The 15,436-nt window shown below is 63.9% G+C and carries 14 protein-coding genes and 1 tRNA gene; 10 read left to right on the forward strand and 5 right to left on the reverse strand.

Annotated features, from left to right (window positions below; all coding sequences use genetic code 11):
- The first annotated feature begins 29 nt into the window (after positions 1-29).
- The 4 genes from AC1ROT_RS14070 to AC1ROT_RS14085 are packed head-to-tail and all read left to right on the forward strand — an operon-like array spanning position 30 to position 7,401.
- The gene (locus AC1ROT_RS14070) at positions 30-2,150 is read left to right on the forward strand and encodes an ABC transporter permease (protein WP_492999740.1); all 2,121 of its coding nucleotides are present in this window, start codon (positions 30-32) and stop codon (positions 2,148-2,150) included.
- Positions 2,147-3,217 carry a hypothetical protein gene (locus AC1ROT_RS14075; RefSeq protein ID WP_492999741.1) on the forward strand — a complete coding sequence of 357 codons (1,071 nt, stop codon included), beginning with the start codon at positions 2,147-2,149 and terminating at the stop codon, positions 3,215-3,217. The genes AC1ROT_RS14070 and AC1ROT_RS14075 overlap by 4 nt, the downstream gene beginning before the upstream one ends.
- A 15-nt stretch (positions 3,218-3,232) precedes the next feature.
- On the forward strand, positions 3,233-4,729 hold the full coding sequence (locus AC1ROT_RS14080) for a sugar ABC transporter ATP-binding protein (protein WP_492999742.1): 1,497 nt from the start codon (positions 3,233-3,235) through the stop codon (positions 4,727-4,729).
- Between the two features lie 8 nt (positions 4,730-4,737).
- The gene (locus AC1ROT_RS14085) at positions 4,738-7,401 is read left to right on the forward strand and encodes an enoyl-CoA hydratase-related protein (RefSeq protein ID WP_492999743.1); all 2,664 of its coding nucleotides are present in this window, start codon (positions 4,738-4,740) and stop codon (positions 7,399-7,401) included.
- A 147-nt stretch (positions 7,402-7,548) separates the two neighbouring features.
- On the opposite strand, the gene AC1ROT_RS14090 is transcribed toward AC1ROT_RS14085, so the two are convergent.
- Positions 7,549-7,622: transfer RNA gene (locus AC1ROT_RS14090), tRNA-Gly, on the reverse strand.
- Between the two features lie 67 nt (positions 7,623-7,689).
- Positions 7,690-8,418, reverse strand: a complete 729-nt coding sequence (locus tag AC1ROT_RS14095; RefSeq protein ID WP_492999745.1) for an ArsR/SmtB family transcription factor — start codon at positions 8,416-8,418, stop codon at positions 7,690-7,692.
- Positions 8,419-8,550: 132 nt separating this feature from the next.
- Between AC1ROT_RS14095 and AC1ROT_RS14100 the strand changes: the two genes are divergently transcribed.
- Entirely contained in the window at positions 8,551-8,766 is a 216-nt protein-coding gene (locus AC1ROT_RS14100; RefSeq protein ID WP_492999746.1) for a DUF1127 domain-containing protein, read from the forward strand.
- A gap of 53 nt (positions 8,767-8,819) precedes the next feature.
- Here the strand turns inward: AC1ROT_RS14100 and AC1ROT_RS14105 are convergent, their stop codons facing one another.
- Together AC1ROT_RS14105 and AC1ROT_RS14110 are read right to left on the reverse strand one after the other, a co-directional pair.
- Positions 8,820-9,500, reverse strand: coding sequence for a GDSL-type esterase/lipase family protein (locus AC1ROT_RS14105; RefSeq protein WP_492999748.1), 681 nt, complete (start codon positions 9,498-9,500; stop codon positions 8,820-8,822).
- Positions 9,497-10,222, reverse strand: a complete 726-nt coding sequence (locus tag AC1ROT_RS14110; protein WP_492999750.1) for an IclR family transcriptional regulator — start codon at positions 10,220-10,222, stop codon at positions 9,497-9,499. Before AC1ROT_RS14110 ends, AC1ROT_RS14105 begins: the two co-directional genes overlap by 4 nt.
- 169 nt (positions 10,223-10,391) lie before the next feature.
- Here AC1ROT_RS14110 and AC1ROT_RS14115 point away from each other — a divergent pair, with 169 nt between their 5' ends.
- From AC1ROT_RS14115 to AC1ROT_RS14130, 4 genes are read left to right on the forward strand one after another with little or no spacing between them, the layout of a single operon-like run.
- A complete protein-coding gene (locus tag AC1ROT_RS14115; RefSeq protein ID WP_492999751.1) occupies positions 10,392-11,417 on the forward strand; it encodes an extracellular solute-binding protein in 1,026 nt (341 codons plus the stop codon).
- 48 nt (positions 11,418-11,465) lie between these two features.
- A complete protein-coding gene (locus AC1ROT_RS14120) occupies positions 11,466-12,305 on the forward strand; it encodes an ABC transporter permease (RefSeq protein ID WP_492999753.1) in 840 nt (279 codons plus the stop codon).
- The gene (locus tag AC1ROT_RS14125) at positions 12,302-13,108 is read left to right on the forward strand and encodes an ABC transporter permease (RefSeq protein WP_492999755.1); all 807 of its coding nucleotides are present in this window, start codon (positions 12,302-12,304) and stop codon (positions 13,106-13,108) included. The genes AC1ROT_RS14120 and AC1ROT_RS14125 overlap by 4 nt, the downstream gene beginning before the upstream one ends.
- Positions 13,101-14,189 (forward strand): ABC transporter ATP-binding protein, encoded by a 1,089-nt coding sequence (locus AC1ROT_RS14130; protein WP_492999757.1) that lies wholly within the window; start codon positions 13,101-13,103, stop codon positions 14,187-14,189. The genes AC1ROT_RS14125 and AC1ROT_RS14130 overlap by 8 nt, the downstream gene beginning before the upstream one ends.
- A 3-nt stretch (positions 14,190-14,192) precedes the next feature.
- Here AC1ROT_RS14130 and AC1ROT_RS14135 read toward each other — a convergent pair whose 3' ends face one another.
- Positions 14,193-14,717 (reverse strand): PaaI family thioesterase, encoded by a 525-nt coding sequence (locus AC1ROT_RS14135; protein ID WP_492999760.1) that lies wholly within the window; start codon positions 14,715-14,717, stop codon positions 14,193-14,195.
- 122 nt (positions 14,718-14,839) lie between these two features.
- Between AC1ROT_RS14135 and AC1ROT_RS14140 the strand changes: the two genes are divergently transcribed.
- Positions 14,840-15,367 carry a MarR family winged helix-turn-helix transcriptional regulator gene (locus AC1ROT_RS14140; protein WP_492971938.1) on the forward strand — a complete coding sequence of 176 codons (528 nt, stop codon included), beginning with the start codon at positions 14,840-14,842 and terminating at the stop codon, positions 15,365-15,367.
- The last annotated feature ends 69 nt before the right edge of the window (positions 15,368-15,436 follow it).

The raw sequence follows: 15,436 nt of genomic DNA on the forward strand, positions 1-15,436 counted from the left end.
GGAACCTGATTCCTTTTCCGGGTCCGCAGATGTCGATCACAGATACCATTGCCTACTGGCGCTACCGGCTGGTGCCAGATCATATCGTTGGCGAAATCCTCGCTAAAAGGTGGATCGACAACGCGATCCCTTTTGCCATCCTGGTCGTCGTGCTGATCGGCTTCGGTACCGCTGTACCGGATTTCCTCAGCCTCGGCAGCATGACCGCGCTGACGCGTCAACTCGGCGAATTCGGCCTTGTCGTCCTTGCCATGACCATCGTCATGCTAGCCGGTGGCATCGACCTCAGCGTCGGCGCAGTGCTGGCACTGGCCAATATCACCGCGCTGGCAATGATGAATATCTTCGGGTTGCCAGTTGGCGCAGCTTTCGTGATCACGCTGGCAGTCGGCGCCGCGGTCGGCCTGGTGAACGGCCTGCTGATCGGCTATCTGCGCCTGCGCGCCTTCCTCACCACGCTGGTCACCCTGATCATCGTGCGTTCCATCGTCGATATGCTGCTGCTGAAATATGCGGTGCAGATTTCGGCCGGCTTTGTCGATTCTGAAGTCTGGGATTTCATCGGCGACGGCAAGATCGCCCAGGTTCCCTTCAGCTTTGCGCTGTTTCTCATCACCGCCGTCGTCGTGCATGTGATTTTGAGCCGCACCCGGCCGGGCTGGCATCTGATGGCGGTGGGTGGCTCGCGACGATCGGCCCACAATGTTGGCATTCATGTGCGACGCACCGTCTGCCTCACGTATGTCATTTCCGGCACGCTGGCGGCTCTGGCCGGCTTCTTGTTTGCCGCGCGTCTCGGCGGCGCCGGATCGGATGTCGGCATCGGTCTTGAGATAACGGTCCTGACGGCAGCCGTACTCGGCGGCAATAGCCTGGGCGGCGGACGCGGCTCGGCGGCCAAGGCGGTGCTGGGCGCAATCACCGTGATGATCATCATCAACGGCCTGGTGCGGGTGGGCGCCGGCAGCGGCGCCAACTCGCTAATCCTTGGCCTTATCCTGCTGTCCGCGGTCGCGATCGATGTGCGCTGGTTGAAGAACCGGCACAAGGTGCTGGCCAAGGTCTATGTCTCGCCGGCCTTCCGCAGCCTGCCGGCGGCGCCCGGCACCGAGCGGGGCTCGTCTTCGCCCTATGCCCTGAACGATCGGCTCCGCGATGTGTCACTGGTTGGCCTAAATCAGGTCGATGGGCCTGAGGATGTGATCCTCGATGAGAACGATCACATTTACGCGGGCACCCGCACTGGCGACATTGTGCGGTTCTTCGCGCCCGACTACACCCGGCAGGAAGTCTTCGCCCATGTCGGCGGCCGGCCGCTCGGTATGGCCTTTGCCCGGGATGGCGCGCTGATCTGCTGCATCGGCGGCATGGGTCTGTACCGGATCGGCGTGGACCGGCAGATCACCAAGTTGACCGACGAAACCAACCGGACGCCCTTCTCGATCATCGACGATGCGCGTCTGAGGCTGGCCGACGACCTCGATATCGCACCCGACGGCCGCATCTTCTTCAGCGAAGCCACCATCCGCTACGAGATGCATGAATGGCCGGTCGATGGTCTCGAATCCCGCGGCAATGGCCGCATCATCTGCTACGATCCGCGAACGAACACGACGCGCACGGTGCTGCGGAACCTGACCTTCCCGAATGGCATCTGTATGACCCATGACGGCGAATCCTTCCTCTTTGCCGAGACCTGGAGCTGCAGCGTCAGCCGCTATTATTTCGCCGGTCCCAGGGCCGGAACCGTCGAAACCGTGATCCCGGACCTGCCCGGCCATCCCGACAACATCAACCGGGCCTCGGATGGCACCTACTGGCTGGCGCTGGTCGGCGTCCGGACGCCGAGCATGGACCTTGCACTGAAAATGCCCGGCTTCCGGCGTCGGATGGCGCGTCGCGTGGCGCCCGATGAATGGCTGTTCCCCAATATCAATACCGGCTGCATCGTCCGGTTCGATGAAAGCGGTCGTATCCTTGATGTGCTCTGGGATCTCGGCGGCAAGAATCACCCGATGATAACCTCGATGCGCGAGCACCGGGGGCATCTCTATATCGGCGGCATCTCCAACAACCGGATCGGTAGGCTGCCGCTGGCGGGCGCCGATCCGCACTGGACCGGGCCGCAGTCCTACTGGGGTGGCAAATGAGCTTCCTTTTTACACGGGTTCTGGATTCCTTTCTCGGTCGTGGCGAGAGCGCCATCACCGTGCCGGCTTTGGATGGGGCGCTGCGGCCGAACCGGCGGCTCGATGATGCAGCGCAACGCATTCCGGTCCACGCGCCGGTCGGCATCGCGTCAGGTCGCGACGGCCTGATAGTCGGTTCCGGCAATGAGCTATATCTGCTGGGTGGTGATTCCGCTAAAGTGCTGCACCGTGCAGGAGCGGAGATCAACTGCCTTGCCTCGGTTGCCGGCGGCATTGCCATCGGTCTCGATAACGGACATATCACCATCGTTGGCGGCGAGTTTGACGGAGTCGAGGTCTCGCCTCGCGAGGATGCATGCTGCCCGACGGCGATACTTGAGGAAGATGGCTGCCTGTATGTCAGTCACGGCTCGGCGCAGAACCCGCCTTCTGCCTGGCGGCGCGATCTGATGGAACGGAATATCTCCGGTTCGATCTGGCAGTTCGACCTGCGCAGTCGCAAACAGCGGCGCATCGCCGGCAGCCTCGCATATCCCGCTGGCCTGGCGGTATCGGACGACGGATTGATTGTCACGGAGAGCTGGAAGCACCGGATCGTCCTGCTCGATAAAATGACCGGCGCGCTGCGGCGGCAGATTCAGGGCGACTTGCCGGGCTATCCCGGCCATATCAGCCGAGGACCGGACGCGGGTTATGTCATGACCATGTTCGCGCCGCGCAACCAGCTGGTAGAATTCATCTTGCGCGAGGACCAGTACCGCCGCCGGATGATGGCTGACGTCGATCCGCGCCACTGGGTCGCACCCACATACCGCAGCGGCCGATCCTTCTACGAACCACTGCAGGGCGGCGGCGTCAAGCAACTTGGCATCCTGAAACCGTGGGCTCCGACATTGTCCTTCGGCATGGTCGCCCTCCTGGATCGGAACTGCCTACCAGTCGATAGTTTTCAGAGCCGCGCCGATGGCGCGACGCATGGCATAACCGGCGCGGTGGTTCATGACGGAGCGCTGTACGTGACATCGAGAGGCGACGATGCCGTCGTCAAGCTCGATCTCGGTTCGTAAAAGGCAGGCCCGCTCATGACGGCGATTCTCGAACTCAAGCACGGCACCAAGGAATATCGCGGTGTTCCCGCGGTGAAGGACGTCTCCTTCACACTGGAGCTAGGCGAGGTTCATGCACTGCTCGGCGAGAATGGCGCTGGTAAATCCACCCTGACCAAGATGCTGGCCGGTGTCGTCGCGCCCACGGCAGGCGAAATCCTGCTGGATGGTCAAGCGGTGGAACTGCGCGGGCCCTCGGATGCGCTGAAGCAAGGCATCGCCATGGTCTATCAGGAGACCAGTCTGGTACCCTCGCTCACGGTGGCGCAGAACCTGTATCTTGGCGACGCCAAATGGTTCAACCGCTTGCGCGGCATCTACATCGCAGCGCAGCAGTTTCTGCAGTCGCTGAATTTCCCGGTCGATCCCACTGCATTGGTCTCCAGCCTGGGCGCCGGGCAGAAGCAGATGGTGGAGATCGCCCGCGCCGTACACCACAAGGCGCGCGTGATCATCTTCGACGAACCGACGGGCACGCTGACCCCTGAGGAGAAGCACCATTTCTTCGCACTGGTCGAGCGTCTGCAGGCGCGCGGTGTGTCGATCATCTTCATCTCGCATGCGCTCGAAGAGGCGCTGCAGATTTCTGACCGCATCACCATCTTGCGCGATGGCGAGCATGTCATTACCGATCGCACCGAAAGCTTCGACCGCGACCGCATTGTGCGCGCCATGGTAGGCCGCACGCTGTCAGATGAGCTTTACGGGCGAGCCGGGCAGCACAGTGCCAGACCGGCGGGCCGCAAGGTGCTCAGCGTGCAGAACCTGTCGATGGGTACGCTGGTACGCAATAACACCTTCTCGGTCTTCGCACGCCAGATCACCGGCATTTTCGGCCTGATCGGCTCGGGCCGGACCGAAACTGCCAAAGTGATCGCGGGCATCCTGAAACGCGATTTCTTCCATGGCGGGCAGGTCCGCCTGGAAGACCGGCCGGTGCGATACCGCGTGCCGCGGCCCGCGATCCGCGACGGCATCATCTATGTGACGGAAGACCGCAAGCAGGAGGGCTTCTTTGAGACTATGTCAGTGGCAGAGAATATCTACGTCGCCGCCATGGCCGGAGGACAGAGCCGCTCGAAGCTGGTCAGCATGTCGGAAATGCGGCAGCTTGCCGAAAACTGGGCCAAGGCGCTGAACATCAAGGTGATCAATTCGGATGCCCGCGTCGTTGAGCTCTCGGGCGGCAACCAGCAGAAGGTGGTGGTGGCCAAGGCACTGGTGCAGAAGCCGAAACTGATTATCTTCGACGAGCCGACCCGCGGCGTAGATGTCGGCGCCATCGCGGAGATCCACCAGCTGATCAACCGCTTGGCCGATGACGGCATGGCAGTGGTGGTGATCTCGTCCTATCTGCCGGAAATCCTGCATTTGTCGGACCGCATTCTTGTCTCGCGCCAAGGCCGCATCGTCGAGGAATTCACCGGCGGACAGGCTGATGAAGAGACCATCATGTATGCAGCGGTGCACTGAGCGTGAATATGAAGACAACACGTGCGATCACGGCCATCACCTCGATTTCCGATATCGAGGCCATGGAGAGAATACCCTATGATGTACTGATTCCGGCGCGTACATTACTCGACCTGTTCCGCGCTACGGCCGAGCTGCATCCGTCGCGGCCGGCGTTGACCATGATGGCGGCCGGCGGCTATACGGGCGAGTCCACCACTCTGACGCATGTCGAGCTGTATCGTGGCATCATTCGGGCTGCGAATCTCTTCCACCGTCTCGGTGCCGGAGAAGCAGGCAGTGTCGTTGCCTTCCTGACACCGATCCTGCCTGGCATGGTTGAAGCGCTTTACGGCGCGCAGACGGCTGGCGTTGCCAGCACGATCAACTACCTGCTGAATGCACGGGTGATCGCCGACCTGCTTGCTGCGGAGGGTGCCTCAACACTGGTGATCCCGGCGAAAGACCTGGACGCAGACATCTGGGCGAAAGCGAACGAGGTCATCGCGCTCACGCCGGGCCTGCGCAATATCGTGGTGCTGGGCGTCTCCGGCGCGTCGGTTCCCGCTGGCCAGCTGGATTTCCAGGCAGAACAGGCGCGCTACCGCGAGGATCGCCTCGATTTCGACAGCACGGCCGGACAGAACACGGTCTGCGCCCTGTTTCATACCGGCGGTACGACTGGCCGGCCTAAGCTGGTGCAACTGACGCATGGTAACCAGATTCATGCCGCCTGGAGTTTCGCCCAGGTGCATGGCCTGGACGAGATGGACGCCGTGATCAACGGCTTTCCGCTGTTCCATGTTGGCGGCACGATCACGTCGGGCCTCTCTGTGCTGGCGGCGGGCGGTCATATGGTAGTGCCATCGCCTTATGGCCTGCGCGACAAGGGCGTGATCGCCACCTACTGGAGGATCGCGGAAGTCTTCAGGCTGACAATCGTCGGCGGTGTGCCGACCTCGATTGCCGCCATCACCGAGATACCGATTGGCGATGCCGATATCTCGTCTGTCCGCATGGCACTGACCGGCGGTGCCGTCTGCCCGAAAGCAGTCAGCGAGCGGTTCCAGGCCCGCACCGGCATCCGGCTGTATGAAACCTATGGCATGACCGAGACTGCGGCGGCGATTGCCTTCAATCCGGGGCGTGCCATACCAGTGCAGGGCAGCGTCGGATTCCGTGCGCCGTTTGCCCGTACGCGCATCACCAGCCTGGATCCGGCCAGGCCGGATGCGCTCTGTGCTGCCCTGGAGAGTGGACTTGTGCAGGTCAGCGGGCCGCAGGTTTTTCCAGGATATGTCGATCCCGCGCATAACCGGAATACCCGCAGCGCCGATGGCTGGCTGATCACCGGTGATGTCGGCTACCTGACCGAAGACCAGCGGCTGGTGCTGACCGGCCGTGAGAAGGACCTCATCGTCCGCAGCGGGCATAACATCAATCCCTCCGACATCGAGGATGTCGCCAATGTCTTCCCCGGCGTGCAGATCAGCGCTGCCGTCGGCATGCCCGACGCCTATGCCGGCGAAGTGCCAGTGCTGTTCGTCGTCGCCTCGCCCGGTGCATCCATCGATGTCCAGGCGCTGGATCGTCACCTGGCCACGGCCATAGCTGAACCGCCGGCGCGGCCGAAACGGATTTTCCAGATTGATGCGCTGCCAACCACGGCGGTGGGCAAGATTATGAAGAATGACCTGCGCGACCGCGCCATTGAGGAAAAGGTGCAGGCCGAGATCGCAGCCGCCTTCGGCAAACCGGTCGAGGCGAAGATCCAGGTCGGCAAGGACGAGAAGTTGAATACGGTGGTGCAGGTTGAGATCGCGGTCGCCGGGAGCCCTGCCCTGGAGACACTGCGGGACGCACTGGCGCCGTTGCCGCAGCGCTATGAACTTGTCATTTCCCCAGCCGAAGATGCAGCGGCCGAACCCGTGCTGCTGAGCCGCTCTGGACACGTCGCCACCATTACACTGAACCGCCCGGCCGCGCTAAACGCGCTCTCGCCCGAAGTGGTCGATGCGCTGGATCGCGTTCTGGACGAGGTGCATGTCGATCAGGCGATACGGGTCGTCATCGTCACCGGCGCAGGCCGCGCCTTCTGCGCCGGCGGTGACCTGCTTGGCTTCGGCCGCGAACTGGCACTCGATCCCTCCGCGCTGATCGATACGCTGGCCTATAACCAGCGTGTCCTCGAAAAGCTGCGGGCGCTGCCGATGCCGGTGCTGGCTGCAGTCAACGGCGTGGCGGTAGCCGGCGGACTGGAGATGATCCTGGCCTGCGATATCGTCATCGCCGCGGAGACGGCCAAAATCGGCGATGGCCATGCCAGATACGCCATTGTCCCCGCCGCCGGATCGACGGTGCAGTTGCTGACCCGGATGCATCCGGCGCAGGCCATGCACATGCTGTTCAGTGCCGAGCTGTTTCCGGCCCGGCAGTGCATGGACTGGGGGCTGGTCAATGAAGTAGTGCCGCCGGACCATCTGCGCGACCGAGCACTGCAGCTTGCCCAGCAGTACAGCCAGCAAAGCCCTGCCGTGCTGAGGCATATGAAATCGCTGACGCGTGCCGTGCATGATGCAGTCGTCCAGACCGGGCTGCGTGCTGAACTGATGGCATTTCAGGTTCATTTAAAAAGCCGGGACCTTGCTGAAGGTCTGCAGGCATTTCAAGAAAAGCGTCAGCCCACATACTAGGAGCGAACAGAGGGGATGACGCATGCCGGAACAGCAGTGTGTCCCAAATTGTCCCATGGGCAGGACATCGCCCGCTTAAATGCCAGAGTTTTAAGGGAATTGAATCCGCCGTCGTAAGCCCTGTCAGAAGCTTGAGCGGTTAAGTCCTGGAGCGGGTGAGGGGAATCGAACCCCCGTCGTAAGCTTGGGAAGCTTCTGCTCTGCCATTGAGCTACACCCGCGCGCCAAGGCTGGCCTGACGGTCCGGGGCGGAAGATAGCCAACCCGTCCGGCCCGTGCAACCGGGTGTTAATGCGTCTCCGACATGGCCGCCGCAATCCGCTCCGGCGGCAGGTCGAACAGCCGGGCCAGCGCCTGGCTGCCGGCCGGGGTCAGGCTGACCGCGCGGCTGTCGCGCCGGCGCTCCAGCCAGCCGAAGTCGAAGCAGCGTTCGGCCAGGGCGGCGCCCAGCGCGCCGGCCAGATGCGGGCTGCGCTCGCTCCAGTCCAAGCAGGCGCGGGCAAAGCGGCGCTTGCCGGATGCGATGGCGTCCACATTGATGTCGAGCGCGGCAAAGAGCTGCCGCCCTGCCGCCGTGGCGACGAAGTCCTCTTCGCCGCTGGGTAAGAGGCAGCCGCGCGCGATGAGCTGATCGAACAGGCAGACGCCGAGCTTGCCGGCGATATGGTCGTAGCAGGTGCGCGCCGCCCGCAGCGCGCCGGCGACGCGGGTGTGATGGTGATGTTTCGGCATCGGCTGCTCGCCGGCCAGCGCCATCAAACTTTCAATCGCCGTCGCGACAGTGCTGTTCGCAAGATGGTAATACCGGTGCCGGCCCTGCTTGGCGAGGCCGAGCAGGCCGCCGTCCGACAGCTTGGCCAGATGGCCGCTGGTGGTCTGCGGCGAGACGCCGGCGATATGGGCCAGTTCCTTGGCCGTGCGGGCGCGCCCGTCCATCAGCGCCTTCAGGATATTGGCGCGCGCCGGATCGCCGATCAGGGCCGCGATCTTCGCCACATGCGGGTCGTTGCTGCTCATGACGGAGAATCTAGGCCGCTCGCGCGCTGTCGTCCATCTGCAACACTTCGGTCGCGGCCGTAGCGTTCGGTCACCGTCGCGTCATGACGGCGGCGTAGACTGCGGACAGATCAGAAACCACGGAGTCCCGCCATGACGCAGAGCACCATGACCGTTCGCAGCTATCTCGCCGGCACGCATCCCCTGCGCCGTCTCGTCCTGGATATGATCCATGAGGTCCTGTCGCTGCAGCGGCTCAGCCGCGAACGCACGCAGCTTGCCGAGCTGAGCGATGCGGCGCTGAAGGATCTCGGCCTCAGCCGTGCCGACATCCAGGCCGAATGCGCCAAGCCGGTCTGGCGGCGCTGAGAAACCGTTCCGCCAAACCCCAATCAGTCAAACCCCAATCAGTCGAACCCCAATCAGTCGAACCACCGGCGCCAGGCCGGCCAGCGATGGATCATCGCGGCCACCACTTCATACCCGGGTGCGGCGGGATTGCTGCCATCGCCGGCCTGGGTGAGATCGGGCCAGGCCGGATCGGCCAGCAGCGGCGTATGCAGGTCGAGGAAGGGAATGCCCAGCTCGGCCGCCGCTTTGGCATAGGCGGCGTTGTAGTCCGCCTGCAGGCTGTTGGAAAAGGTGTAGCTCTGCGCGCCGATCAGCTTCGGATAGGGGCGGCTTTCGTTCATCGGGATCAGGCCGATCCACAAGGTCGGCAGCCAGGCGGTGGCGGCGCTTAAGATCGCACGCGCATTGGCCACCGATTCTTCCAGCGGCACTTCCGGCACCTTGCCATCCAGCAACTTGGCGTCGTTGCCGCCGAACATGAAGACCAGCCGCGCATTGGCGGTCGGCGGCAGCCGCGCCTCGCATTCGCCGCGCCAGCGCTGGCCGATCAGGCGCGTGCTGGCGCCGCGGATGCCGAGATTGTAGGCGGTGATGTCATGGCCGGCCTGCCATTCATACGCCGCCAGCCGGCCGACCCAGCCCAGCATGGTGGCATCGCCGGCGCCGACGGTGAAGGCATCGCCGACAAAGGCCATGCGGCTGAACGAGCGGCGGGCCGGCACGCTGTTTTCCATCGAAGTGCTGCTGCTCATCGTTTGGCTGTCCCGGTGCGGTGGAATGAATCCTCGATGTCCTGGCCGATCTCGCGGGCCACGGCCTGGATCCGGCTTTTGATCCTGGCCCGCATCGCCGCCGGCGCGGCCATGTCGGGGAAGGAGATCGAGAAGCCGATGGTCTGGCCGCTGCGCTCGACCCGCAAAGCCGTGCCGATGGCGGTGATGCCGGGCACGCTGCGGCAGGGCACTTCCACCACGCGGTCGGTCAGGAAGGCCTTGAACAGTTTGCGGGTGGCGGCGGTCTGTGCCTGGGTTTTGACCAGGTTATGCCGGGCCAGCAGGGCAATGCCGAGCGCCATGTCGTCGGGTTTCTGGCGTTCGCCCACCTCCAGGATATAGCGCAGGCGGTACCAGCCCTGGTGCTGGCGCAGGATTACGACGGACTCATCGTCCAGCATTCCCGCGAAACCTGTAAAACCGAACTCCTCTACCAGATTGGCGAGTGCCGCATCCACGCGGTCCAGCAGGCTGTTGCCGGAGGCATAGAGCCGGCTCAGTTCCAGAGCGAGCGGACCCGGGCCGTAGACCGGTGTATTGTCGTCGCGCTTGAGCAGGCCGCCGTCATGCATCGTGCGCAGCAGGCGCGAGACCGTGCTCTTGGCAATGCCGAGCCGGCTCGCCACGTCCGTCACTTTCAGCAATGGCGTTTCGGCAGACAGGCAATGCAGGATGCGGATGGCGCTTTCTAGGTTGCTCATGACGTCCGTCCCTGTCCGGTGTCGTGTTCCGTATTTAACAACACAGTTGACACATCTGGTACTCGGGACTTAGCCTTTTCGTCAACAGGGGAATGCGGCCGGCCTGCAAACCGTCCGCTTCCGCTCCGGGGTTTGACGTCCACAGACTGGCAAACGCGAGGGGGATCGCATGTTCCATCCGAAACAGTTCATCCGCAGTGCCGTGGTGGGTCTGGCGGGCCTTTCCGCCCTCATGGCCGGTCCGGCGCTGGCGCAGAAGATCACGGTGGTGGCGTCCGGCGGCATCTGGCTGGAATCGGCCAAGACGAATTTCGCCGCCTGCTACAAGGAACGCACCGGCTCCGATGTCGATATCCTGGTGCTGAATTCCGGCGAGGTGATCAACCGCATCCGCGCCAACAAGGAAAATCCTTCGATCCATGTGGCGCTCTTAAGCGAGATCGACGCCATCCGCGCCGGCCGCGAAGGCCTGCTCGACAAGCTCAGCGTCGAGAAGGCGCCGAACCTCGCCGATGTGCCCGAGGTCTTCCGCAAGCAGTGGGACAATTACGCGACGATCCAGAATTTCGGCGCGATGATCGTCATGTACAACAAGGACAAGATCAAGGAGCCGCCGAAGGACTGGAAGACCCTGATCGACAACACGATTGCCGGCAAGTATGGCAATCGCGTGTCCTTCCCGGCCGTCACCATGGCCTGGGGTCCGATGTTCACCTGGTTCCTCACCACCCAGTATGGCGGCAGCGAGGACGAGGTCTTCGCCAAGTATCGCGCCATGGCGCCCAACATCACCAAATACTGGGTCAACCCGGTCGATGCGATAAACCTGTTCGCCACCAAGGAAGTCGACATCCTGGTCTACTGGGATGGCCGCGCCTATGACTTCGCCAACCAGAACAGCTGGGCCGGCGCCTATATCCCCGATCCGGGCGCCTTCCAGTCGGCGGCCATGCTGGCCAAGGTGAAGAACGCGCCGGAAGCCTCCTGGACCTATATCGACTGCGTGTTGTCGCCCAAGGCGCAGCTCGGCCATGCCTCGATGATCAAGTATCCGGTGGTGAACTCCAAGGTGGTCTATCCCGACGACCTGAAGAAGGTGCTGACGCCGCTGGAGCGCGTGCGCCAGCCGGAATTCCTGTCCTTCATGGACAAGATCCCGGCCTGGATCGAGCGCTGGAACAAGGAAATCCCGTAAGTCCGGGACATCGACAGACCGGTCGCCGGCAGACGGAGCAGGATCGCGATGCCCTTCAGGCTTCATGCGTCAGGCTTCGCCTTGCTGGCGCCGGCCATCCTGCTGCTGGCGGTGTTTTTCATCGGGCCGCTGCTGCTGAATTTCGGCGTCAGCCTGCGCCAGCCTGATGGCCAGCTGGGTCCGCACCAATATCTGCGCGCGCTCACCGATCCCTATTATATCCGCGTCTGGGCTCAGACCATCGGGCTGGCGGCCGGCGTGACGCTGGGCGCGCTGGTGCTGGGCTATCCCTTCGCCTTTGCGATTGCGCGCAGCCACGGCACGCTCAAGGGCATCCTGATCTTCCTGATCGTCACGCCGCTGCTGATCAACGTGGTGGTGCGCACCTTCGGCTGGATGGTGGTGCTGGGTCGCAGCGGCCTGATCAACGGCAGCCTGAAGGCGCTGGACCTGCCGACCATCGACCTGCTCGGCGGCTGGTTCGGCATCGGCATCACGCTGGTGCATGTGATGTTGCCCTTCATGGTGCTCTCCATCGCCAGTGCGCTCGAAGGCATCGACCAGGCTCTGGAACAGGCAGCGCTTACGCTGGGCGCCCGCCCGCTGCAGGCCTTCCGCTATATCGTCTGGCCGCTCAGTCTGGATGGCGTCATCACCGGTACGCTGCTGGTTTTTTCGCTCTCCATCGGCAGCTTCGTCACCGTCATGCTGATGGGCAACAACCGCACCATGGTGCTGCCGGTGCTGGTCTACCAGCAGCTCAACCTCAGTTCCGACTGGCCGTTTGCCGCGGCGCTTGGCGTGATCCTGCTGGTCACCGTGCTGCTGGTGTCGGGCCTGCAGATCGCGCTCGGCCGTCGCCTGCGGCGGGGCAGGGCCGAAGAATGAACCGCTGGCTGAAGACGTATCTGGTCGTCGCGACCATCTTCCTGCTCACGCCGCTGGTCCTGGTGGTGGTGGTGTCACTGTCCTCGGCGCGTTTCGTGATCTTCCCGCCGCCGGGCTATTCGATCCGCTGGTTCACCCAGGTGCTGCAGGATCCGAGCTTCATGCAGCCGCTGTGGAACAGCATCCAGCTTGGCGTGCTGGCGGCAGGGATCGCCGCACTGCTGGCGGTGCCGGCGGCGCTGGCGCTGGTGCGCCGCCGTCTGCCGGGCGCCGCCCTGATCCAGACTTTCCTGCTGTCGCCGCTGGCCCTGCCCAGCCTGGTGCTGGCCATCGCACTGCTGTTCTTCCTCAGCACCATCGGGCTTGGCAACACCTATATCGGCCTGCTGGTCGGCCATGTGGTGATCGTGCTGCCCTATCTGCTGCGCACCGTGCTGGCGATTTATGCCAATGCCGATCCGCGCATCGAGGAGGCGGCCAAGACCCTGGGCGCCACGCCCTGGCGCACCTTCTGGCATATCACCCTGCCCACCATCCGTCCCGGGCTGTTCGCCGGTGGCATGTTCGCCTTCCTGATTTCCTTCGACGAGGTGGCGGTGGCGCTGATGCTGTCCAATGCCTCGAACATGACGCTGCCGGTGTCGATCCTCGGCTATCTGGTGAACAACTACGATCCGGCGGTGGCCGCGATTTCCGTCATCAAGATGGTGATCGTCGTCGTCGTGCTGCTGGTCGTGGAGAAATTGTATGGTCTGGGCAGCCTGACGCTGCCAAATCGTGGAGACGCCGCTAAACATGGCTGAGAAAACCGGCGACCTCCAGATCGCCCATATCTCCAAGCGTTTCGGCAGCACCCAGGCGCTCGACGATGTCAGCCTCGGCATCGCGGCCGGCGAATTCGTCTCGCTGCTGGGACCATCAGGCTGTGGCAAGACCACGCTGCTGCGCTGCATCGCCGGCCTGGTCGAGGCCGACTATGGTGCGATCCATGTTGCGGGGCAGCCGCTGGCCGGCACCCCGCCCTGGCAGCGCGATATCGGCGTGGTGTTCCAGAATTACGCGCTGTTCCCGCATATGACGGTTGCCGAGAATGTCGCTTTCGGCCTGAAGATGCGGCGCTTCAGCCGCGCGGAAACGGCCGCCAAGGTCGAGCGGGCGCTGGCGCTGGTGCGTATGGAAAGCTTCGGCGCGCGTTTCCCCACGCAACTTTCCGGCGGGCAGCAGCAGCGCGTGGCGCTGGCGCGGGCCATCGCCATCGAGCCGCGGGTCCTGCTGCTGGACGAGCCGATGGCGGCGCTGGATGCCAAGCTGCGCGGTGCCATGCAGCTCGAAGTGCGCGACCTGCAGTCGCGCCTCAAGATCACCACCGTGCTGGTTACCCATGACCAGGGCGAAGCCATGACCATGTCGGACCGCATCGCCATCATGAGCAACGGCAAGATCGAGCAGGTGGCCGCGCCGGCCGAACTCTATCTGCGGCCAGCCAACAGCTTCGTCGCGGATTTCATCGGCAACACCAATCGCGTCACCGGCATGGTCGTGCTGCTGGAGGGACGCAAGCTGCTCAGGCCCGACGGCGAACCGGAAGTGCTGCTGCCCCTGCCGCCGCAGGCCGTGGCCGGCCAGCATGTGTCGCTGATGTTCCGGCCCGAGGCGGTCGAGATCGTGCAAGGGCCCGTACCGGCCGGCATGACCGGCATCGCGGCCAGGGTTCAGGACCGCATCATGACCGGCGACCGCATCGCGATCTTCTGCACCGCCGGCGCGGTGAAGCTCTACGGCACCGTCAGCAGCCAGGCCGAACGGCTGGCGGCGCTGCCGCCGGCGGGTGCGGTCGTTTCCCTGGCCTGGCGCGACAGCGACGCGATGCTGTTCCCGGCGTAAAATTCAGATCGGGAAAATCAGGCAGGTCGTCGTGCCGGTGGCGAGGATCTTGCCGCTGGCATCGACGATGCGGCCTTCGGCCGTGCCGACACGGCTGCCGACCTGGATCGTGGTGCCCTCGGCATAGACGGTGCCGGTCTTGTGGGTGATCGCGCGCACCAGGCTCACCTTGTATTCCAACGTGGTGTAGCCCATGCCTTTGGGCAGCTGCGACTGCACGGCGCAGGACATGCAGCTGTCCAGCATGGTGCCGGCATAGCCGCCATGCACGCTGCCGATCGGGTTGTAATGCTTCATCTCGGGCCGGCCGGCAAAGACCACGCGGCCGGGCTCGGCTTCAAAAATCCACATATTCATCAGTTCGGCAATCGGCGCGCCGGGCAGCTCGCGGTTCATGATCTTGCGGAACAGCTCGATGCCGGCCAGTTCACGCAACTGCTCCACCGGCACCGGCGCATAGACGCCGCCGGTCGGCGGATGCAGATCGGCCGAGCGGGCGGGCGGGGTTTCGTTCAGGGCGGCTGACATCGGGCGGTCCTTCTGCTTGGTCGGGTCGTTTTTGTGCGGCCAAAAAAGTGGGGAGGCCGGAAGTTGCAGGACAGCCCCGAGGATGGCTTGTCGGGCTGCCCTGTATCGTGTATATACACGATATGAAGCGAAGTCCACCATCCTCTCTGGCCGCCGCTGACCAGGTGTTCACCCTGCCGCCGCCGATGCCCGATGGCACGGAGTTCTGCCTGTGCTTCCAGCTCCGCTCGGCCGCCCGCCGCGCCAGCGCCTGGTATACCGAGCAGCTTTCGCCCATCGGCCTTGGCCTGCCGCAATACAGTCTGGTCGGCATGGCCTGGGCCTGCGAGAAGCAGAACGGCCGCCCGCCCAGCATCACCGAGCTGGCGGCGGCGCTGGATCTCGACCGCAGCACGCTCAGCCGTAACCTGAAGCCGATGATCGCCGCCGGCCTGGTCACGGTGGTGCCGGGCCATGGCCGCGCGCGGCTGGTGCGTGCCACAGCCGAAGGGCGCGCCGCCTATCGCGCCGGCGTCTCGCTATGGCGTGCCGCCCAAGACGAGGCGAAAGCCCGCCTTGGCGGCCAGTTCCCGGGGCTGATGCAGGCTCTGGAGGCCACCATCGCCGGCCTGCCCGCTGTGGCCGGCGCCACGGCTGCCAACGATCTCTGAAAATCGTCGCGCCATCTTATACTTAAGCCTTGATCGGCCTATGCTTTGGTCGAAACCCGGGGTGGCCGA

Source organism: Ferrovibrio sp. GW821-FHT12E11 (genome assembly GCF_058806975.1).